Annotated in this window: 25 protein-coding genes; 21 read left to right on the top strand and 4 right to left on the bottom strand. The window is 42.6% G+C overall.

Annotated features, from left to right (window positions below):
- Window positions 1–50 precede the first annotated feature (50 nt).
- From rpsH to HPS56_RS08735, 20 genes are all read left to right on the top strand, one after another.
- Complete coding sequence (rpsH, locus tag HPS56_RS08830) at window positions 51–446, top strand: 30S ribosomal protein S8 (protein WP_172275789.1); 396 nt, start codon at window positions 51–53, stop codon at window positions 444–446.
- Between the two features lie 15 nt (window positions 447–461).
- A complete protein-coding gene (gene rplF / locus HPS56_RS08825; protein ID WP_172275788.1) occupies window positions 462–1,028 on the top strand; it encodes a 50S ribosomal protein L6 in 567 nt (188 codons plus the stop codon).
- Between the two features lie 18 nt (window positions 1,029–1,046).
- On the top strand, window positions 1,047–1,391 hold the full coding sequence (gene rplR, locus HPS56_RS08820; protein ID WP_172275787.1) for a 50S ribosomal protein L18: 345 nt from the start codon (window positions 1,047–1,049) through the stop codon (window positions 1,389–1,391).
- A 6-nt stretch (window positions 1,392–1,397) separates the two neighbouring features.
- Window positions 1,398–1,910: a 30S ribosomal protein S5 gene (rpsE, locus tag HPS56_RS08815; protein ID WP_172275786.1), complete on the top strand. Its 513-nt coding sequence runs from the start codon at window positions 1,398–1,400 to the stop codon at window positions 1,908–1,910.
- A 12-nt stretch (window positions 1,911–1,922) separates the two neighbouring features.
- Window positions 1,923–2,099 carry a 50S ribosomal protein L30 gene (rpmD, locus tag HPS56_RS08810; protein WP_172275785.1) on the top strand — a complete coding sequence of 59 codons (177 nt, stop codon included), beginning with the start codon at window positions 1,923–1,925 and terminating at the stop codon, window positions 2,097–2,099.
- Window positions 2,100–2,127: 28 nt separating this feature from the next.
- A complete protein-coding gene (rplO, locus tag HPS56_RS08805; protein ID WP_172275784.1) occupies window positions 2,128–2,574 on the top strand; it encodes a 50S ribosomal protein L15 in 447 nt (148 codons plus the stop codon).
- Window positions 2,575–2,578: 4 nt separating this feature from the next.
- On the top strand, window positions 2,579–3,922 hold the full coding sequence (gene secY / locus HPS56_RS08800) for a preprotein translocase subunit SecY (RefSeq protein WP_172275783.1): 1,344 nt from the start codon (window positions 2,579–2,581) through the stop codon (window positions 3,920–3,922).
- Window positions 3,923–3,937: 15 nt separating this feature from the next.
- Complete coding sequence (gene map / locus HPS56_RS08795) at window positions 3,938–4,738, top strand: type I methionyl aminopeptidase (protein WP_172275782.1); 801 nt, start codon at window positions 3,938–3,940, stop codon at window positions 4,736–4,738.
- A 3-nt stretch (window positions 4,739–4,741) separates the two neighbouring features.
- Window positions 4,742–4,960: a translation initiation factor IF-1 gene (gene infA, locus HPS56_RS08790; protein ID WP_004369550.1), complete on the top strand. Its 219-nt coding sequence runs from the start codon at window positions 4,742–4,744 to the stop codon at window positions 4,958–4,960.
- Between the two features lie 14 nt (window positions 4,961–4,974).
- On the top strand, window positions 4,975–5,091 hold the full coding sequence (gene rpmJ / locus HPS56_RS08785; protein ID WP_009160995.1) for a 50S ribosomal protein L36: 117 nt from the start codon (window positions 4,975–4,977) through the stop codon (window positions 5,089–5,091).
- A gap of 38 nt (window positions 5,092–5,129) precedes the next feature.
- Window positions 5,130–5,510, top strand: a complete 381-nt coding sequence (gene rpsM / locus HPS56_RS08780; RefSeq protein ID WP_172275781.1) for a 30S ribosomal protein S13 — start codon at window positions 5,130–5,132, stop codon at window positions 5,508–5,510.
- Window positions 5,511–5,540: 30 nt separating this feature from the next.
- The gene (rpsK, locus tag HPS56_RS08775; protein WP_172275780.1) at window positions 5,541–5,930 is read left to right on the top strand and encodes a 30S ribosomal protein S11; all 390 of its coding nucleotides are present in this window, start codon (window positions 5,541–5,543) and stop codon (window positions 5,928–5,930) included.
- 51 nt (window positions 5,931–5,981) lie between these two features.
- Window positions 5,982–6,587, top strand: a complete 606-nt coding sequence (rpsD, locus tag HPS56_RS08770) for a 30S ribosomal protein S4 (protein ID WP_172275779.1) — start codon at window positions 5,982–5,984, stop codon at window positions 6,585–6,587.
- Between the two features lie 12 nt (window positions 6,588–6,599).
- Window positions 6,600–7,592 carry a DNA-directed RNA polymerase subunit alpha gene (locus HPS56_RS08765; RefSeq protein WP_172275778.1) on the top strand — a complete coding sequence of 331 codons (993 nt, stop codon included), beginning with the start codon at window positions 6,600–6,602 and terminating at the stop codon, window positions 7,590–7,592.
- Between the two features lie 4 nt (window positions 7,593–7,596).
- On the top strand, window positions 7,597–8,091 hold the full coding sequence (rplQ, locus tag HPS56_RS08760) for a 50S ribosomal protein L17 (RefSeq protein ID WP_172275777.1): 495 nt from the start codon (window positions 7,597–7,599) through the stop codon (window positions 8,089–8,091).
- A 557-nt stretch (window positions 8,092–8,648) separates the two neighbouring features.
- A complete protein-coding gene (locus tag HPS56_RS08755) occupies window positions 8,649–10,403 on the top strand; it encodes a 1-deoxy-D-xylulose-5-phosphate synthase (RefSeq protein ID WP_172275776.1) in 1,755 nt (584 codons plus the stop codon).
- 168 nt (window positions 10,404–10,571) lie between these two features.
- Complete coding sequence (locus HPS56_RS08750; RefSeq protein WP_172275775.1) at window positions 10,572–11,495, top strand: alpha/beta hydrolase; 924 nt, start codon at window positions 10,572–10,574, stop codon at window positions 11,493–11,495.
- A 30-nt stretch (window positions 11,496–11,525) separates the two neighbouring features.
- Window positions 11,526–12,080 carry a phosphatase PAP2 family protein gene (locus tag HPS56_RS08745; RefSeq protein ID WP_172275774.1) on the top strand — a complete coding sequence of 185 codons (555 nt, stop codon included), beginning with the start codon at window positions 11,526–11,528 and terminating at the stop codon, window positions 12,078–12,080.
- Window positions 12,081–12,269: 189 nt separating this feature from the next.
- Window positions 12,270–12,893: a hypothetical protein gene (locus HPS56_RS08740; RefSeq protein ID WP_172275773.1), complete on the top strand. Its 624-nt coding sequence runs from the start codon at window positions 12,270–12,272 to the stop codon at window positions 12,891–12,893.
- Window positions 12,894–12,923: 30 nt separating this feature from the next.
- On the top strand, window positions 12,924–13,766 hold the full coding sequence (locus tag HPS56_RS08735; protein ID WP_172275772.1) for a YMGG-like glycine zipper-containing protein: 843 nt from the start codon (window positions 12,924–12,926) through the stop codon (window positions 13,764–13,766).
- A gap of 65 nt (window positions 13,767–13,831) precedes the next feature.
- Here HPS56_RS08735 and HPS56_RS08730 read toward each other — a convergent pair whose 3' ends face one another.
- The 4 genes from HPS56_RS08730 to porT all read right to left on the bottom strand — a co-directional run bounded on the left by HPS56_RS08730 (window position 13,832) and on the right by porT (window position 18,053).
- Window positions 13,832–14,329 (bottom strand): hypothetical protein, encoded by a 498-nt coding sequence (locus HPS56_RS08730; RefSeq protein WP_172275771.1) that lies wholly within the window; start codon window positions 14,327–14,329, stop codon window positions 13,832–13,834.
- A gap of 662 nt (window positions 14,330–14,991) precedes the next feature.
- Window positions 14,992–15,564 (bottom strand): septal ring lytic transglycosylase RlpA family protein, encoded by a 573-nt coding sequence (locus HPS56_RS08725; protein ID WP_172275770.1) that lies wholly within the window; start codon window positions 15,562–15,564, stop codon window positions 14,992–14,994.
- Between the two features lie 88 nt (window positions 15,565–15,652).
- Window positions 15,653–16,990 (bottom strand): NADP-specific glutamate dehydrogenase, encoded by a 1,338-nt coding sequence (gdhA, locus tag HPS56_RS08720; protein ID WP_172275769.1) that lies wholly within the window; start codon window positions 16,988–16,990, stop codon window positions 15,653–15,655.
- A 319-nt stretch (window positions 16,991–17,309) separates the two neighbouring features.
- Window positions 17,310–18,053, bottom strand: coding sequence for a type IX secretion/gliding motility protein PorT/SprT (gene porT, locus HPS56_RS08715; RefSeq protein WP_172275768.1), 744 nt, complete (start codon window positions 18,051–18,053; stop codon window positions 17,310–17,312).
- Window positions 18,054–18,238: 185 nt separating this feature from the next.
- On the opposite strand from porT, the gene fdxA reads away from it, so the two are divergent.
- A complete protein-coding gene (gene fdxA, locus HPS56_RS08710; RefSeq protein ID WP_172275767.1) occupies window positions 18,239–18,406 on the top strand; it encodes a 4Fe-4S ferredoxin in 168 nt (55 codons plus the stop codon).
- Window positions 18,407–18,613 lie beyond the last annotated feature (207 nt).

The following is an 18,613-nucleotide window of genomic DNA, read 5'->3' as shown; positions in this document are numbered from 1 at the left end:
TTATTATTTAATATTGTCGGGGTGGTCCCGATTAATTAAAAATTTATTTTATGACAGATCCAATAGCAGATTATCTGACGAGGTTGAGAAATGCAATAATGGCTCATCACCGTGTTGTAGAGGTTCCAGCTTCAAATTTGAAGAAGGAAATAACAAAAATCCTCTTCGAGAAAGGATACATCTTGAACTACAAGTTCATAGAAGATGGTCCTCAGGGTTTAATAAAGGTTGCTTTGAAGTATAATCCTACTACAAAGGAAAATGCGATCAGGTGCCTTAAGAGAGTGTCGACTCCAGGTTTGCGTAAATACACTGGTTACAAAGACATGCCGAGAGTAATTAATGGATTAGGTATTGCTATATTATCTACATCTAAAGGTGTAATGACAGATAAAGAAGCTTCTGCCCTTAAGATCGGTGGCGAGGTTCTTTGTTATGTATATTAATTGGAGGATTTTATTATGTCAAGAATAGGTAAATTACCAATTAGTATTCCGGCTGGTGTTACAATCGCACAGAACGGCAACATTTTTACGGTTAAAGGTCCTAAAGGTGAACTTTCTCAGTATGTTGATCCATCAATTATTGTTAATGTTGCAGACGGCCATATTACGTTTGAGATAGATGAAAACAGTCCTGTGAACTACAAGCAGAAGCAGGCTTTTCACGGATTGTACCGCTCACTTGTAAACAACATGGTTGTTGGTGTGAGTGAAGGATATAAGAAAGTATTGGAACTTGTAGGTGTTGGTTATCGTGTATCAAACCAAGGTAATCTCATAGAGTTCTCTCTTGGATATACTCACCCGATTTTTATTCAGCTTCCTTCAGAGGTTAAGGTTGAGACAAAGTCTGAGAGAAATCAGAATCCGCTCATCATTCTTGAGTCTTGTGACAAAGCCTTGCTTGGTCTTATTTGTGCAAAGATTCGTTCTTTCCGTAAGCCGGAGCCTTATAAGGGTAAGGGTGTATTGTTCCAGGGCGAAGTTATTCGTAGAAAGTCTGGTAAGTCAGCTTCAGCTAAGTAACTTTAACAATTTACGATTATGACAACAAAGAAAGTAGAAAGACGAATAAAGATAAAATATAGAATTCGTAAGAGCGTATTCGGAACAGCAGAGCGTCCACGTATGAGTGTTTTCCGTAGCAACAAGCAGATTTACGTTCAGATAATTAACGATCAGGAAGGCAAGACTTTGGTTTCTGCGTCTTCTCTTGGATTTGAGGCCATGCCAAAGATACAGCAGGCAGAGAAAGTGGGAGAGATTGTTGCTAAGAAAGCTATCGAGGCAGGTGTTTCTAGTGTGGTTTTTGACCGTAACGGATATCTCTATCACGGCCGTGTTAAGCAACTTGCTGATGCAGCGCGTAAAGGTGGACTTAATTTTTAAACGATTATGGCAATGAATAAAGTTAAAATAAATAGTGACGTTGAGTTAAAAGACAGATTGGTTGCTATTAACCGTGTTACAAAGGTAACAAAGGGAGGTCGTACTTTTACATTTGCAGCTATTGTCGTTGTCGGTGACGGTAACGGAATCATTGGCTGGGGACTTGGCAAGGCAGGTGAAGTGACTGCCGCAATTGCCAAGGGTGTTGAGGCAGCAAAGAAGAATTTGGTTAAAGTTCCGGTTCTTAAAGGAACTATTCCTCACGAAATGGAAGCGCGTTTTGGCGGTGCGCATGTCTTGGTTAAGCCTGCTGCTGCCGGTACAGGACTGGTTGCAGGTGGTGCTATGCGTGCTGTTCTTGAGAGTGTAGGTATAAGAGACGTACTTGCAAAATCAAAAGGTTCTTCAAACCCGCACAATCTGGTGAAAGCGACAATATTGGCTCTTAGCCAGATACGTGACGCTTATACTATCGCAGGTGTTCGTGGAATCAGTATGGATAGAGTATTTAGAGGTTAAGGAGATTTTACTATGGCAACGATAAAAATAAAGCAAATTAAGAGTAAGATAGGTGCACCTATTGACCAAAAGCGCACATTGGAGGCTTTAGGTTTGCGTAAGATAGCACAGGTCGTAGAAAAGGAAGATACTCCTTCTCTTCGTGGTATGATACGTAAAGTTCATCACTTGGTGACAGTTATTGACTAATATTCAAAACGTTTAAAATTGATTAATTATGAAACTACATAATTTAAAACCTGCTGAAGGCTCGACACACTCACGTCGTAGAATCGGCCGTGGACCCGGTTCTGGTCTTGGCGGAACATCTACACGCGGACATAAGGGTGCCAAAGCAAGATCTGGCTACAAGAGGAAAATAGGTTTCGAAGGTGGTCAGATGCCTCTGCAACGTCGTATTCCGAAGGCTGGATTTAAGAATATCAATCATAAGGAGTATTTTGCTGTAAACCTTTCAACTCTTCAGAAGATGGCGGAAGAGAAAAATCTTGCGAAGATTGGAATAGCAGAACTTGTTGCCGCAGGACTTACTAATGGTAAGGAATTGGTTAAGGTTCTGGGTAATGGTGAACTTACAGCAAAAGTAGATGTAGAAGCAAACGCTTTCTCAAAGACAGCTGAAGAAGCTATTAAGGCAGCAGGTGGTAACATAACAATAATCTAATACAATGAAGAAGTTAATTGAGACACTAAAGAACATTTGGAAGATTGAGGATTTGCGTGGCAGAATTCTCGTTACTCTTCTATTTACGGCTATTTATCGTTTTGGCTCGTTCGTCGTGCTTCCGGGTATTAATCCCAGTATGTTGGATAAATTGCAGTCGCAGACACAAGGTGGTTTGATGTCACTTTTGGATATGTTCTCTGGTGGAGCATTTTCCAATGCTTCTATTTTTGCGTTGGGAATTATGCCTTACATCTCAGCTTCTATTGTTATGCAGCTTCTTGCTGTCGCTGTACCTTATTTCCAGAAGATGCAGCGTGAGGGTGAGAGCGGCAGAAAAAAAATCAGCATGTATACTCGTTGGCTTACAGTAGGTATCTTACTTCTGCAGGCTCCGAGTTATCTGATAAACTTAAAGATGACAGCAGGAAATGCCCTTGCAAGCGGCATTTCCTGGACTGTTTTCCTTATAACTGCTTCTGTCATTCTTGCTGCAGGAAGTATGTTTATACTTTGGTTGGGTGAGCGTATTACTGATAAAGGCATAGGAAACGGTATTTCATTGATAATCATGATTGGTATTATTGCCCGCTTGCCGCAGGCATTTATACAGGAGGTAGGTTCTCGTTTTACTGCGATTAGCGGTGGTGGCCTTATCATGTTCCTGATAGAGATACTTATTCTGTTTGCTGTAGTATGTGCCGCTATTGTTCTGGTTCAGGGTACACGTAGGATTCCTGTCCAATATGCGAAGCGCCTTGTTGCAAATAAGCAATATGGAGGTGCGCGCCAGTATATTCCAGTAAAATTGTTTGCTGCCAATGTTATGCCTATTATCTTTGCTCAGGCATTGATGTTTATTCCATTGGCGGTAGTTCAATATTCCGCACCGGAAAATTCAAGTTGGGTTGTCCGTTCTTTATTGAATCATCACAGTTGGCTGTATAATATAATATTTGCATTCCTGATAATCGCATTTACATATTTTTATACTGCAATAACATTGAATGCGACACAGATGGCTGAGGATATGAAGAGGAATAATGGTTTTATACCGGGTGTGAAACCGGGAAAGGACACGGCTGATTACATTGATAATGTAATGTCGCGTATAACATTACCCGGTTCTCTGTTTATTGCCTTTATAGCCATAATGCCGGCTTTGGCAGGATTACTCGATGTGCAAGATGCTTTCTCACAGTTCTTCGGAGGTACATCACTTTTGATTCTTATCGGTGTTGTGCTTGACACCTTGCAGCAGATTGAAAGTCATTTGCTCATGCGTCATTATGACGGTTTGTTGAATTCGGGCCGTATTCATGGGCGTGGTGGCATAGCTGCATATTAAACGTTCGACTTTCAGATGAGAATATTTCTGAAGACTGAAGATGAAATAGATTTGATGCGTCAGGCAAACCGTTTGGTCGGTAGAACGCTTGGTGAGTTGGCAAAACATATAAAGCCGGGTGTTTCTACTTTCCAATTGGATAATATAGCGGAAGAGTTTATTAGAGATAATGGAGCTCTTCCTGCTTTTAAAGGTTTCCCGAATCCTTTTGGTGATGATTTTCCTGCCAGTATTTGTACTTCTGTGAATGAGGTGGTTGTACATGGCATACCTGACAAAAAGACAGTGCTTAGAGATGGCGACATCGTGTCAATAGATTGTGGCATAGTTTTTGCAGGATACAATGGCGATTCTTGCTACACATTTGCTGTGGGTGAAGTTGCAGAGGACGTTAAAGAACTTTTGCGTGTAGCGAAGCAGTCGCTTTACTTGGGTATAGACAATGCTGTTGCCGGTAAACATATCGGAGACATCGGAAATGCCATTCAAGAGTATTGTGAGCCAAAAGGATATGGAATTGTCCGTGAACTTACCGGACATGGAATAGGACGGGATATGCATGAAGATCCACAGGTTCCTAATTATGGGAAATATGGATCCGGTTTAATGCTTAAGTCCGGAATGTGCTTGGCTATTGAACCGATGGTTACCATGGGAAACAGGTCTGTTGGTTTGATGCCGGATAAATGGGCGATAAGGACCTTAGACGGCAAGGTGGCAGCGCATTTTGAACATACCGTGACTATCCGTAAGGGTAAGGCAGAGATATTATCATCGTTTGAAGAAATAGAAAAGTTAGAAAGTAATATACATTAATATATGGCAAAACAATCTGCTATCGAGCAGGACGGGACAATAATAGAGTCTCTTTCTAATGCAATGTTTAGAGTTGAGTTAGAAAATGGTGTACAGATTATAGCGCATATCTCGGGAAAGATGAGAATGCATTATATCAAGATACTTCCAGGTGATAAGGTGAAGGTCGAGATGAGCCCTTATGATTTGACAAAAGGAAGAATTGTATTTAGATACAAATAAACATATATATAAATATGAAGACAAGAGCATCATTGAAGAAACGTACCCCTGATTGCAAAATTGTGCGTCGTAAGGGACGTCTGTTCGTTATCAACAAGAAAAACCCTAAGTATAAGATGCGTCAGGGTTAATTTTATTATTAACAAATTATCTATTTTATTTTTTAACAATGGCAATAAGAATTGTTGGAGTAGATTTGCCCCAGGAGAAGCGTGGCGAAATCGCATTGACTTATATCTTTGGTATAGGTCGAAGTAGTTCAGCAAAGATATTGGATAAGGCAGGCGTAAGCCGCGACCTGAAAGTCAACGAATGGAGTGACGAGCAGGCAGCTAAGATCCGTGAAATTATCGGCGCTGAATTCAAGGTTGAAGGTGATCTCCGTTCAGAGATCCAATTGAATATTAAGCGACTGATGGATATTGGTTGCTATCGTGGAGTTCGTCATCGTAACGGTCTTCCTGTTCGCGGTCAGAGTACAAAGAATAATGCTCGTACCCGTAAGGGAAAGAAGAAGACTGTTGCCAATAAGAAGAAAGCCACTAAATAATTAAGTAATACGAATTAAGAATTTAGAATTATGGCAAAGAAAACAGTCACTTCAAAGAAAAGGAATGTAAAAGTTGACGCTATCGGACAATTGCATGTCCATAGTTCATTCAATAATATCATTGTGTCTTTGGCAAACGGTGAAGGACAAGTTATCTCTTGGTCTTCTGCCGGTAAGATGGGCTTCCGCGGCTCAAAGAAGAATACTCCTTATGCTGCTCAGATGGCTGCAGAGGATTGTGCAAAGGTTGCTTTTGACCTTGGCTTGCGTAAGGTAAAGGCTTATGTAAAGGGACCGGGTAACGGACGTGAGTCTGCGATACGTGCAATTCATGGTGCAGGTATTGAGGTTATGGAGATTGTTGATGTAACACCGCTTCCACATAACGGTTGCCGTCCTCCAAAGAGACGTAGAGTATAGTCAGAATACTTAAGTTTGTTAAAAAACAGATTTTTAAATTAAAGAATAATTATGGCAAGATATATTGGACCGAAATCGAAAATCGCACGTCGTTTTGGAGAGCCCATCTTCGGTGCGGATAAAGTTTTGTCTAGGAGAAACTTCCCTCCTGGACAGCATGGCAACAACCGTCGCAGAAAAATGTCTGAGTACGCTGTCATGTTGGCAGAGAAGCAGAAGGCCAAATATACATATGGACTTTTGGAACGTCAGTTCCGCAACATGTTTGAGAAAGCTGCAAAGGCAGATGGTATTACAGGTGAAGTTTTGCTTCAGAATCTTGAATGCCGTCTTGACAATGTTGTTTTCCGTCTTGGACTTGCTCCGACCCGTGCCGCAGCGCGTCAGCTTGTTGGTCACAAGCATATTACTGTTGATGGAAATGTTGTAAATATCCCTTCTTATTCTGTTAAGCCAGGACAGATAGTTGCTGTTCGTGAGAAGGCAAAGTCACTTGAGGTTATTGAGGCTGCGCTTGCCGGGTTTAACCACAGTAAGTATCCATGGATTGAATGGGATGAGAATATAAAGGGTGGTAAGTTACTCCATAAGCCGGAGCGTGCCGATATTCCAGAGAACATAAAGGAACAGTTAATCGTTGAGTTGTACTCTAAATAAATCATTAAATTAATGGCGATATTAGCATTTCAAAAACCTGATAAAGTCGTAATGTTGGAGGCAAATGACAAATTCGGAAAGTTCGAATTTCGTCCTCTTGAGTCAGGGTTTGGTGTTACTATAGGTAACGCTTTACGCCGTATACTTCTTTCATCACTTGAGGGTTACGCTATCAACACTATTCGTATTGCCGGTGTTGAGCACGAGTTCTCCTCTGTATCTGGTGTCAAAGAGGATGTCACTAACATTATCTTGAATCTTAAGCAAGTAAGATTCAAGCAAGTTGTAGAAGAATTCGAGAACGAAAAAGTCAGTATCACAGTCGAGAATTCTACCGAGTTTAAAGCTGGTGATATAGGTAAGTATCTGACTGGATTTGAAGTGTTAAACCCAGATTTGGTGATTTGTCATTTAGACTCCAAAGCTTCAATGCAGATTGATCTTACTATTAACAAAGGTCGTGGATATGTTACAGCCGATGAAAATCGTGAATTCTGCACTGATGTGAACGTAATTGCAATCGATTCTATTTACACCCCAATCCGTAATGTTAAATTCTCTGTAGAGCCATATCGTGTCGAGCAGAAGACCGACTACGATAAGCTTTTGTTGGAGGTTACTACGGATGGTTCCATACACCCAAAGGATGCTCTTAAAGAGGCTGCAAAGATTCTTATTTATCACTTTATGTTGTTCTCTGACGAGAAGATAACTCTTGAGAATGCTGACGTTGACAGCAATCAGGAATTTGATGAGGAGGTGTTGCACATGCGTCAGTTGTTGAAGACACGTCTTGTAGATATGAATCTGAGTGTTCGTGCTCTAAATTGTCTGAAAGCTGCTGATGTCGACACATTGGGAGACCTCGTACAGTATAATAAGACAGACCTTTTGAAGTTCCGCAACTTTGGTAAGAAATCGCTCACTGAGCTTGATGATTTGCTCGAGAGTCTGAATCTGTCGTTTGGAACTGATATTTCTAAGTATAAATTAGATAAAGAATAAAAAAATGAGACATAATAAGAAATTCAACCATTTAGGTCGTACTGCATCTCATCGTTCAGCTATGCTTGCAAACATGGCTATTTCGTTGATTATGCACAAAAGAATCACTACGACTGTTGCCAAGGCAAAAGCTCTGAAGAAATATGTTGAACCGCTGATTACACGTTCTAAGGATGATACTACAAATTCACGTCGTGTCGTATTCAGCTATCTTCAGAACAAGGAAGCCATCAAAGAGCTTTTCAGTACTGTTTCAGAGAAAGTAGGCGACCGTCCCGGTGGTTATACACGTATTATTAAGCTTGGTTTCCGTAAGGGCGATGCTGCTCCAATCTGTTTCATAGAGCTTGTTGACTTTGATGAGAACATGGCTAAGACAACGACAAAGAAGAAGTCTACACGCCGTTCACGCAAGTCCGCTAAGGCAGAGGAGGTTCCTGCTGTAGAAGAGCAGATGACAGAAACACCTGCAGCGGAAGAGGCTCCAAAGGCTGAATAATGTAGAATATTAAGTGTTTTATATATGATTAAAGGCTGTCGGAATTAACGGCAGCCTTTAATCGTATATAAAACTAAACAGTGTGATATCCTTAGTTCTCATAAAGTGCTTTTCGGCATTTTATAGCGCGATGTCCTGTCCGGTGTGTCACAGTTTTTGTATAGTGCATCCGATTGTCACTAAGTTTCCATTGTCCGTCATCCGGCTGTTTTATATTCTGATGTTCTTATGAAGGCATTGATTCGCAATGTTTTTATGATGAGGTATAAAATAAGGACATGTAAGCATCCTATTACAGTTTCATTCGGATAGATTTATTGAACAGCTCCATTATTATATTGTTTTGATAGATTTCGGACAATCTAATACAGTGAAGCTGTGTATGTTTGTATGTAATATGAATTTTGATGATTTCCATATATATTGTTATGAGTAATAATGTTAATATACTCTGTAACCTATATACATACAGAATAAAGAATTAGCGTTACCTTTGCATTGTTAAACTGATTGTGTATAAGAATATAATTGTTTTAAACTTAAAGGAGAGTTATAATATGTACCTGGAGAGGATAAAGTCACCGAAGGATATAAAAGGATTTACGGTAGGGCAATTGGATGTATTGGCCAGTGAGATACGTCGTGGTATATTGAACAGGGTCAGCAACCGTGGTGGGCATGTCGGTCCTAATTTAGGGATAACAGAGGCCGTTGTTGCTTTGAATTATGTGTTTAATACGCCTGAAGACAAGTTTGTCTTTGATGTGTCACATCAGATATACCCACATAAGATGCTTACCGGCCGTGCCTTCGGATATATTGATGATGCCCGTTTTGATGAAGTGTCTGGATATAGCAGCCCGCTTGAGTCACCTGAATACGATTGTTTTGAAATAGGGCATACGTCCACTTCGGTGTCTCTTGCCACAGGTTTGCAAAAAGCCCGTGATTTGCGTGGTGGCAATGAAAATATTGTGGCAGTGATAGGTGACGGCAGTTTGAGCGGTGGTGAGGCTTTTGAAGGGCTTGATACTGCAGCCGAGCTGAATACAAATATTATTATAGTCGTGAACGATAACGAGATGAGTATTGCAGAGAATCATGGAGGTCTTTACGGGAATCTTCGTTTGCTGAGGGAAACATCCGGCCGTGCCGAGCTTAATTTTTTCAAGGCAATGGGCTTTGAATACCTGTATGTGGAAGAAGGTAATGATATTTCCTGTCTTATAGAAGCGTTTGTTGCAGTGAAAGATACTCCACGTCCGACAGTCGTGCATATCCATACAGAAAAGGGGCACGGCTACAGTCCTGCCGTTGAGAATAAAGAAGCGTGGCACTGGTGTGTGCCTTTCGATTTGTCTACGGGTAATCCGAAGGGCGAGGACACAGGAGAGTATATGCCGGCTTTACTTGGCGAATGGCTGCGTGAAGAGATAAAGCGTGATTCAAAACTCGTGTGTATTGCCGCGGGTGTTCCCGCTGCGGTAGGCTTCGGTCCAAAAGAGCGTGAGGAAGCCGGAAGCCAATTTGTTGATGTTGGAATTGCAGAAGAACAGGCTGTGGCAATGGCTTCCGGAATGGCAAAAGGAGGCGCACGTCCGGTTTTCAGTACATACGCTACATTTCTTCAGCGTACTTACGACCAATTGGCGCAGGATTTATGTGTAAACGGCAATCCGGCAGTTATAAATGTCATCGGTGCTTCAATATTCGGGATGAATGATTTTACCCATATCTGTTTTTTTGACATCCCTATGCTAAGCCATATTCCCAATCTGGTATATCTCGCCCCAACCACTTATGAGGAACTCATAGCGATGGAGCGTTGGGCAATATGTCAGGACATGTATTCTGTGGCAATTCGTGTTCCGGAGTGGGGAGTCAGACACAGCGATATTGAATACGACACTGACTACAGTCATTTGAACACATACCGTATGATGCGCAAGGGGAAGGATATTGCAATAATAGCTGCCGGTGATTTTTATCGTAAGGGTGAAAATGTTGCAGATATGTTGAATGAGAATGGTATTGAGGCAACGCTGATAAATCCTCGCTATCTTTCCGGCATAGATGAGAACATGCTTGAGGATCTGAAAGCCACGCATCGACTTGTTGTTACAATAGAGGACGGATGTCTCGACGGTGGTTTCGGTGAGCGTATCGCACGGTTCTACGGTCCGTCAGATATGAAGGTTCTTTGTTTCGGAGTGAGGAAAGCCCTTTATGACAGATATGACGTCAACGTGCTGATGGAAGACAATCATTTGACGGATGAACAGATAATGGCGGATATCATGACTGTGTTTTAATATTGGTGTAATACCGCACAGATGTGTCCACTATTCAGGGAAATGCCGTGTTTTCTCGACATATAGTCATTTTATTTTATCCGGATGGTGTATAGTCTCGTGTATTTTGGTTAATTTTGTAATCGGAAAGACGACCATTTCCGATTACATTTTTATTTATATGAAAAGATGAGCCATCTATTATCTACCGTAATACTGTTTCTTGCCATATCTGTGAACTTATTTTCACAGGAGTCGGATTTATTCTGTCATAAGCGGATTAATCTTTACGACATTGAGAACATGCCGAATGCCAATGGAACAGACCATCGTGATTCCATCCTCAATAACCGTATCTGGAGGGTTGAACAACCTCGTATGTATGTCTATACCCCAGGGCTTGAAGAACGTTGCGGTGCTGCAGTGATTGTTATTCCCGGCGGCGGGTATGTTAAGCAGGCATACGAGACGGTCGGAGTGAGTTTCGCCAAGTGGCTGAATACGTTTGGCGTGACGGCTTTTGTCCTTATCCACCGGTTGCCAAACCAGCCGGATTTGGAGGAACCGTCTATTGCTCCCGTTATGGATGCCCAGCGTGCGGTGAAGTGGATACGTTCGCATGCCGCCGATTATGGAGTATCTCCGCATAAGATAGGGCTTATAGGTTGCTCTGCCGGTGCTCATATAAGTGCTTGTGTAAATGTGGCAAAGGAAGATTACAGCCGTTGCGGTGATGCCCTTGATACGGTAAGCTGCCGTCCTGACTTTGCCATTCTTGTAAGTCCTGCCGGAAAGATAGATGGTGTCGGAGAGAGTCCGAAGAACACGAAAGGTGACATACGTAAGCTTATGGAACGTTTCCCTATCAATACAATGATAGACGGTGACACTTCACCTATGCTTATGTTCCATGCTTCCGACGACCGTACGGTATCGCCTTTGAATAGTGTTGAGATATACAAGTCTCTGCTATTGTCCGGCGTCAGTAAGTCTTCTCTTCATATCTTCCCTTTTGGCGCCCATGGAATAGCTCTCAGAGGACAGCCTGGCTCCACAGCCTGTTGGACGCATATTGCCGAGGCATGGATGCGTGAGATAGATATGATAAAGTGATCATCCGTTTTGTTTTACCGTCCATACTTTATGAGCCGTATATTTATTCTTTTTATACTGTGCATGGTTTCCGTTGCCGCATTTGCAGGATTTGGCATAAGCAGCACGGGTGATGTGACGCGTTATGTTCCTTGGGCCGGTGTGATAGGGTTGAAGGCGTGCGGTGTTGACAGTCGTGACAGTTGGAAAATCCTTTTGCCCAAAGCGGCCGCATCGGCTGTTGTTACTGTAGGAACGGTGTATGTCATGAAGGAGACCATCCATGAGTGGCGTCCCGATTATTCCGACCGCAAGTCTTTTCCGTCCGGACATACAGCCTTTGCCTTTGCCGGAGCTGCAAATCTTCACCACCAGTATGGCCATGTATCTCCGTGGATAAGTATTGGCGGGTATGCCGTGGCTACGTTTACTGCCGTAGACCGTGTATGTCGCGACCGTCATCATTGGTATGACACCGTTGCCGGGGCTGCGGTTGGCTTGCTTTCTGCAAAGTTGAGCTTTTTCATTGGCGGTAAACTTTTCCCTAAAGCAGATGTGAATGTGACAGTCGGTCCGATGGATGTCAGTATGTGTTATAGCTTTTAACCGGGATATCTGAAAATGTCTTTGTGTTGTGAAACCTGTATCTATAAGACATTTTATTATATTTGGCTGTGTGTAAACTATATTTTTAAAGTATATTGTGTCGTATTTCGTTTTTTTTGTGTAAGTTTGCATTGTTGTATAAACTATACAAATGACATGAAAACAAACCAAAACATATCGGTTATGAAAATGAAAGTCCTTTTTTTGTTTCTTTGTGTGTCTATCCTTTGTGCCGGTGCACAGGAAAGGAAAAGTTTTACCAATAGTGTTACCCTCTATCATGAGTTCCAGCCTGTTGTGATACATTTGACAAACGGTAAGTTTATAAAGCAGAACAAGGCGAATATATTTCTTAAGAACGGATCGTTGCTTTACAAGAAGGGGACATTCACCATGCAGGCGAATATGGATCAGATACAGAGCGTTGCTTTTCCCGACTGTACCTATCAGCGCATAGACACCATCCTTGCGTCCGTGGTGGACACAATAGGCTCCAGGCAGCTTCTTCTTGCCACCTTGATAGATGTTGAGGCGTATCGTGGTAATCTTGTGAACAACCGTCAGATAACAAATTTTGAGATACGTGATAATGTCAATGTATCCTCGATGGAATTGAATTCAGATGAGGAAGGATATCCGCTTATGAATCGTTATTTCTTTAAGATTGACGGCAGGACTATTGAAGTCTCGGAGCGTCCGGTCTCATTGATAATACCTAAGGATAAAAGGCGTGAGTTCCGTACAATTGTGCAGACACCGGATTTCAGCTGGACAGAGGAGGAGAGCCTTATGCGTATCCTTAAGTTGTTTTAGTCTATGTTTAATATATTATTGAAGTAAATTATGAGGAAATCATTAACAGCTTTTTTATGTGCATGCCTGTTGTTATATGGCTGCCGTTCTTCATCGGAGGGAGCTTATAACGGTGCGATGTTCGGTTCTATGCTCGGTTCGGCGATAGGCGGTATTATCGGAGGCTATGGCGGAAGCGATATCGGACAGGTCGTAGGTATGGCAGGCGGTGCCGCTGTAGGTGCGGCTGTTGGAAATGCCAATGAAAAGAAGGCCCGTGAGGCATACTCCTGTCGGGCGGCAGATGACGCTTATCCCGAAGCTGTTTCTTCCGGATCGTCTTCTTATGGCGGTAATGACAGTGGGTTCGACCCTTCCAATGGCGGTGACGATCGCATATCTTTTGACGAGACTTCAGGAAGCTATCTTTCTGTTTCCGTCTCAGGTGGTGTTTCAACCAATGTCGTGCCGGATGAAATATCCACTCAGTCATTATCCGTAGAACAGCTTGCAAAGCTTGCTCCCGGCTATTCCGTCCGTTTTAATCCGCTCGTTGAGATTCGCAATGCCACGTTCAGCGATGCCGATGGTGACGGCATTCTAAGTTCCGGTGAGAAATGCACAGTGGCTTTTGATATAGTGAATAATTCGTCTGAGGTGCTGTATGATGTCAGGCCGACAGTTTTTGAAAGTACCGGTAACAAGCGTATACATATCTCTCCGGGAATCCGTGTGGAGAGTATAGCTCCGTACAAAGGTGTGCGCTATACCGCGATGGTAGTTGCAGACAAGAAACTGAAAGACGGTGAAGCTGTGATAAAAGTGGCGGTGGCGCAGGGCGATAGGGAATTGACATCATCTATACATGAGTTTAATATAGTGACAAGGCGTTAAGATAAGGACAGAATATAAATGACAGTCTATTTGTAAAGTTCAATAGACTGTCATTTTTTTATATGCTATAGATTTTTGTCTATTCTTCCTGTGAATGAGAGAGTATATCCTGTTTCCCCTCTAACAGAAATATGGGGATTTGTATAACTGATATTGCCGTTTTTGTCAATATTTACCTTTGTATTAGGGAATGTCTCGCATCTTAGTATAAAATCCTTTGTTGATGTTTGTAGAATATTGAAGACATCATTTTCCAAGAGAGTAGTGTTGTCGGCCTGTACAATTCTTAAAATGACATAGTCACTTGAACTTCTGCTGATGATTATTTTCATGCCAGGGAATTTTAGCGGGTTAATGTCAGGGTGTGTCAAGGTCCCGTCCCCAACATAAGTTCCGGTTATCTGTTTTGCCAAATCAATAGTGATGTCTGGGTCTTTGTCATCATCGCTACATGAAGATAGTGACATGCCGACAAAGAATAATGTCAGCAACATTAGTAATTTTGTGATATTTTTCATTATGATATAATTTAAAAAGCGTGAACCATCCGATGCCTGTATCATTCCTTTGGTACCGCCAAGTAACCATATACCGAAACAAGCAAAGGATAGTTCACGCCCTTTAACGACGTGAACTTCCTGTCTACTTGTTCTCCGGTATTGAAGTTTTGGCGGTTTCAAGGAAAAGAGAACAAGAGCTAAAAGCCCAGTTTTATATAAGATACGGATGAGAACACACAAAATTGTTTGTAAATACCGGTTGGAATACCGGTGGAATGGTTCTCATTTCGGGAGGTTGCGATCATGCCGCAATTATGTTTTTCTCCCATTGTCCGTTTGTTTTCTGTCTGTTTTTTATATAAATGGTTTTATAAAGGTTATAAAATAAAGGAGTATATAAGGGTCTTGACCAAATATTCTCCCGATAATCAAGTCGCGGTAATTCCGCATTTGCAGAATATTACGTTTGCAAAGATAGGAATTTTTTTTTAAAGAAAGATTATTTCCAAATAATTTGTTTAGTAAATACAAAATTTTCAGACTTGTATATATTGGAGTCTTGATGGATATTCTCCGATGTTCATTGCCTCTTTTCCCGGTAAAATGTCTGGAATCAAATGTACGGCAATGTGGCGGTTTTCTAAGATGCGGTCTTGTGGGTACAATAGATACGGTCATCGTTTATGAAAGGGAAAACTGTTGGCGGCATACCGTTTTCATGGCTTTCATTTTTGTTTTGGCGACTTTTTTATGTCTGTATTCTTTTCTTGGGGTTGTTTGTTTTCCTGAGTCTGTCTTGTTGTTGCCGTCTGTTTGCGTTTTTCTGTCGTCGGCTGTGTTTTCTGGTCTTTTTCCTCTTTCACCACTCTTTTCATTTCCCTCCATGCCGGATGGAGTCCGTCTTTATTATCCTCATTTGTTCCGTAATCAAATTCAGGAAGCGTGATAATATCTTCAGGCTTGAACGGGATTATTGTCTCGTCGGCTTTTTCCACGATGACAGTCACCACGCCTTGTGAGAGCATGCCGAGCATTTTTGCCGCTCCCCACGAGAGGTCTATTATGCGTCCGCGTCCGAACGGTCCGCGGTCTGTCACTCTCACCGTCACAGTCTTTCCGTTTTGCAGGTTTGTCACTTTCAGCATCGTTCCGAACGGATATGTCCGGTGTGCGCATGTCAGGCTGTCGTGATGAAGTCTTTCTCCGCTGCTTGTGCGTGCTCCTGTAGCCTTTTTTGAATAATAAGAGGCTTTACCCCTTTGGAGTTTTTGTGCTTCCAAAGAAGTAAAGCCAACCATTGGTAATAAGAATAAAACTATTAATGATTTTATATTCACATATATTGTTTTAGTTTAATACTGTGATTCCCTTTGCTATGGTCTGTGGTTATACCACGCCTTGCGCCATCATTGCGTGTGCTACTTTCATGAATCCTGCCACATTCGCACCTTTCACATAGTCGATGTATCCGTCGGCCTGCTTGCCGTATTTCACACACTGTTCGTGTATGCTGTGCATGATGTAGTGCAGTTTTTCGTCTACTTCGGCCTCGCTCCATGTCAGTCTTATGGCATTCTGGGTCATTTCAAGGCCGGATGTTGCGACGCCACCGGCATTTACCGCCTTTCCCGGTGCGAACAGCATCTTTGCCGCTACGAATTTCTCTGCAGCCTCTGCCGTGCATCCCATGTTTGAAACCTCCGCTACACAAATCGGCTTGTTGGCCAAAAGCATGTCGGCGTCGTCACCGTTGAGCTCGTTCTGGGTAGCGCATGGCAATGCTATGTCGCATTTTACCTCCCATGGCTTCTTTCCTGCAACGAATGTTGCTCCCGGGAATTCCTCTGCGTATGGTGCGCATACGTCATTGCCGCTTGCCCGGAGCTCAAGCATGTAGTCAATCTTCTCGCCGCTGATTCCTTCCGGGTCGTATATATATCCGTCTGGACCAGATATTGTTATCACTTTTGCTCCAAGCTCTGTTGCTTTCAGGGCCGCGCCCCATGCCACGTTTCCGAATCCGCTTATTGCAACGGTCTTGCCTTTAATGTCGAGTCCGTGTGTTTTCAGCATCTGGTCCACAAAATAGAGAGCTCCGAATCCTGTTGCTTCCGGACGTATGCGTGAGCCGCCCCATTCAAGTCCCTTTCCGGTAAGTACACCGTTCCAGCGGTGGGTCAGTTTCTTATACATACCGAACAAATATCCGATTTCGCGTGCTCCCACACCTATGTCGCCTGCCGGGATGTCTTCCTCCGGGCCGATTGAGCGGTAGAGCTCTGTCATGAAAGACTGGCAGAATCTCATCACCTCATTGTCGGAGCGGCCTCTGATGGAGAAGTCTGAACCTCCTTTACCACCGCCCATGGGCAGGGTAGTGAGCGCATTCTTGAATGTCTGCTCAAAGCCGAGGAACTTAAGAATGGAGAGATTTACTGACGGATGGAATCTCAGGCCTCCTTTATACGGGCCTATTGCGCTGTTGAACTGCACACGATAACCGATGTTTACATGTATCTCACCCTTGTCGTCAACCCATGGCACACGGAATGTGATAATCCGTTCTGGCTCGACAATTCTCTCGATAATCTTTGCCTTCTCAAATTCGGGATGCTGGTTGTAGACGTCCTTGACAGATATCAGAACTTCTCTTACTGCCTGTAGGTACTCAAGCTCACCGGGATGCTTTTGCTCCAGCTGCTGCATTATTTTTTCCACTTCCATAGTAATACTGTTATTTATAGGTTCGTATTATTGTTAGTTTGTCATTCTGTAACTTTGAACAGCACAAATGTAGGGAAAAAAACTATAACGTCCAAGTGATTTGGGAAATATTTTCCGTTATAAGGTTACAGATTGTTAAAATAAAGGCCTGCATGAAGAGACGGGTATGATATTCCTGCGGGTCGGGACGTGCCTTTGGCATGCGGCGGTAGTATTGCCATGCATAATAAATGGTGACGCGTGTACATCGCAGAGCGGTGTCACCTCATGTGGCAGTGGTGGGAAGTTCCTTTGTCCGTCCGGATTGTGAAGCGTTTTTTTATTCAAAGTAGAATGTGAGCACAAACATTTTTGTGTGGCCTGCTGTCACGGAATTGGCGTATGCCCGCATGTTTGCGTCCTGAAGCTCGTCTGCATGTTTTTTGTTAAGGGCGTCTGTCAGGCTGTAGCAGAATTTCAGTTCCGGTATAAGCTTGAAGAAAGGCAGGTACATGTCGCATCCAAGTCCCAGCTCAATCATTGTGTCATATCGTTTCAGCTGTATATAGTCTTGTTCTTTTGTAGTAAGATTTATCATAGGGTTGATGCCCGCCATCACATAGGGGCGGTAATTGTTCAGTCGCGGGGAAGCGAATTTTATGTCTATGGGAAATGACAGATAGGTGTTCTTCAGATCCTGGGTGGTTTCTGTCGGCATTCCGTTTGCATCGGTCTGTGTCATGTTCCGGAAAAGCAGGTGTTTTGCTCCGAAATGCATTGTGGGTGTGAAGCGCAGAGAGAAATTCTGGTTGAGTCTCAGTTCGGCCAATACTCCAACGCTGAATCCGGGATTCCATTTGTCTGCATCGCAAAGGATGGTCTGTGTCTGTACGCTCCCGTCTTCTGTCGTTATTGTCTGTGGCCCCACGTTTCTCAGTTCTATGTCTTGCATGTGCATGCCTACAAGAATTCCGAAATGCAACGGGCGCAGATCTATATAAGGCTTGTTCTGTGCTATGAGGGTCTGTGCTTCAATTCCTGTCGCCGCAACAAGTGTAAGCATCATTATTATAAGTCTTTTCATACACCTTAATTAATATATTCTAAAGAACGCGGATAATGTTTTAATATTGTATCAGGAGTGTATTTGTTGACAGGATGTGATTTGTTAAATACTTTAAAATATATACTGATTGTTGGGTAGTATTAAATAATATTAGTAAATTTGCATACTAAATTTTTGGTATTAATTTTAAAAATAATATTATTATGGCTTACGTAATTAGTGACGATTGTATTGCTTGCGGTACTTGTATCGACGAATGTCCTGTAGGAGCTATCTCTGAGGGCGAGAAGTATTCTATTAATCCTGAGATATGCACAGAGTGCGGCACATGTGCTGACGTTTGTCCTTCTGAGGCTATCAGCCTTCCCTAATCAGGATTCGGAGATTGCATAAAAATACGGGCTTCCCATCGGGAAGCCTTTTTTATTTTGTGTTTTCTTTAATCAGGATGAATAATGTGGGCTCACCCGACAAACCATGGGGGAGTTTCTTTTATTTATCCGAAAAGTGCTACCTTTGCATCATGAACACTCAAGGACTATTGGCATTGGCACAATTAATTCTGCCATCTGAAATAC

Origin of the sequence: Xylanibacter muris, from assembly GCF_013166605.1 — a bacterium.
GTDB classification, from domain to species: Bacteria; Bacteroidota; Bacteroidia; order Bacteroidales; family Bacteroidaceae; genus Prevotella; species Prevotella muris.
The sequence above is the reverse complement of the archived record's forward strand: the minus strand, read 5'-3'. Positions and strand labels throughout refer to the sequence as shown.

What these genes read in the sequence shown, in the direction of transcription:
- rpsH (WP_172275789.1), top strand. Translation starts at nt 51, where the DNA reads ATGACAGATCCAATAGCAGATTATCTGACGAGGTTGAGAAATGCAATA.
- rplF (WP_172275788.1), top strand. Translation starts at nt 462, where the DNA reads ATGTCAAGAATAGGTAAATTACCAATTAGTATTCCGGCTGGTGTTACA.
- rplR (WP_172275787.1), top strand. Translation starts at nt 1,047, where the DNA reads ATGACAACAAAGAAAGTAGAAAGACGAATAAAGATAAAATATAGAATT.
- rpsE (WP_172275786.1), top strand. Translation starts at nt 1,398, where the DNA reads ATGGCAATGAATAAAGTTAAAATAAATAGTGACGTTGAGTTAAAAGAC.
- rpmD (WP_172275785.1), top strand. Translation starts at nt 1,923, where the DNA reads ATGGCAACGATAAAAATAAAGCAAATTAAGAGTAAGATAGGTGCACCT.
- rplO (WP_172275784.1), top strand. Translation starts at nt 2,128, where the DNA reads ATGAAACTACATAATTTAAAACCTGCTGAAGGCTCGACACACTCACGT.
- secY (WP_172275783.1), top strand. Translation starts at nt 2,579, where the DNA reads ATGAAGAAGTTAATTGAGACACTAAAGAACATTTGGAAGATTGAGGAT.
- map (WP_172275782.1), top strand. Translation starts at nt 3,938, where the DNA reads ATGAGAATATTTCTGAAGACTGAAGATGAAATAGATTTGATGCGTCAG.
- infA (WP_004369550.1), top strand. Translation starts at nt 4,742, where the DNA reads ATGGCAAAACAATCTGCTATCGAGCAGGACGGGACAATAATAGAGTCT.
- rpmJ (WP_009160995.1), top strand. Translation starts at nt 4,975, where the DNA reads ATGAAGACAAGAGCATCATTGAAGAAACGTACCCCTGATTGCAAAATT.
- rpsM (WP_172275781.1), top strand. Translation starts at nt 5,130, where the DNA reads ATGGCAATAAGAATTGTTGGAGTAGATTTGCCCCAGGAGAAGCGTGGC.
- rpsK (WP_172275780.1), top strand. Translation starts at nt 5,541, where the DNA reads ATGGCAAAGAAAACAGTCACTTCAAAGAAAAGGAATGTAAAAGTTGAC.
- rpsD (WP_172275779.1), top strand. Translation starts at nt 5,982, where the DNA reads ATGGCAAGATATATTGGACCGAAATCGAAAATCGCACGTCGTTTTGGA.
- HPS56_RS08765 (WP_172275778.1), top strand. Translation starts at nt 6,600, where the DNA reads ATGGCGATATTAGCATTTCAAAAACCTGATAAAGTCGTAATGTTGGAG.
- rplQ (WP_172275777.1), top strand. Translation starts at nt 7,597, where the DNA reads ATGAGACATAATAAGAAATTCAACCATTTAGGTCGTACTGCATCTCAT.
- HPS56_RS08755 (WP_172275776.1), top strand. Translation starts at nt 8,649, where the DNA reads ATGTACCTGGAGAGGATAAAGTCACCGAAGGATATAAAAGGATTTACG.
- HPS56_RS08750 (WP_172275775.1), top strand. Translation starts at nt 10,572, where the DNA reads ATGAGCCATCTATTATCTACCGTAATACTGTTTCTTGCCATATCTGTG.
- HPS56_RS08745 (WP_172275774.1), top strand. Translation starts at nt 11,526, where the DNA reads ATGAGCCGTATATTTATTCTTTTTATACTGTGCATGGTTTCCGTTGCC.
- HPS56_RS08740 (WP_172275773.1), top strand. Translation starts at nt 12,270, where the DNA reads ATGAAAGTCCTTTTTTTGTTTCTTTGTGTGTCTATCCTTTGTGCCGGT.
- HPS56_RS08735 (WP_172275772.1), top strand. Translation starts at nt 12,924, where the DNA reads ATGAGGAAATCATTAACAGCTTTTTTATGTGCATGCCTGTTGTTATAT.
- HPS56_RS08730 (WP_172275771.1), bottom strand. Translation starts at nt 14,329, where the DNA reads ATGATACAGGCATCGGATGGTTCACGCTTTTTAAATTATATCATAATG.
- HPS56_RS08725 (WP_172275770.1), bottom strand. Translation starts at nt 15,564, where the DNA reads ATGGTTGGCTTTACTTCTTTGGAAGCACAAAAACTCCAAAGGGGTAAA.
- gdhA (WP_172275769.1), bottom strand. Translation starts at nt 16,990, where the DNA reads ATGGAAGTGGAAAAAATAATGCAGCAGCTGGAGCAAAAGCATCCCGGT.
- porT (WP_172275768.1), bottom strand. Translation starts at nt 18,053, where the DNA reads ATGAAAAGACTTATAATAATGATGCTTACACTTGTTGCGGCGACAGGA.
- fdxA (WP_172275767.1), top strand. Translation starts at nt 18,239, where the DNA reads ATGGCTTACGTAATTAGTGACGATTGTATTGCTTGCGGTACTTGTATC.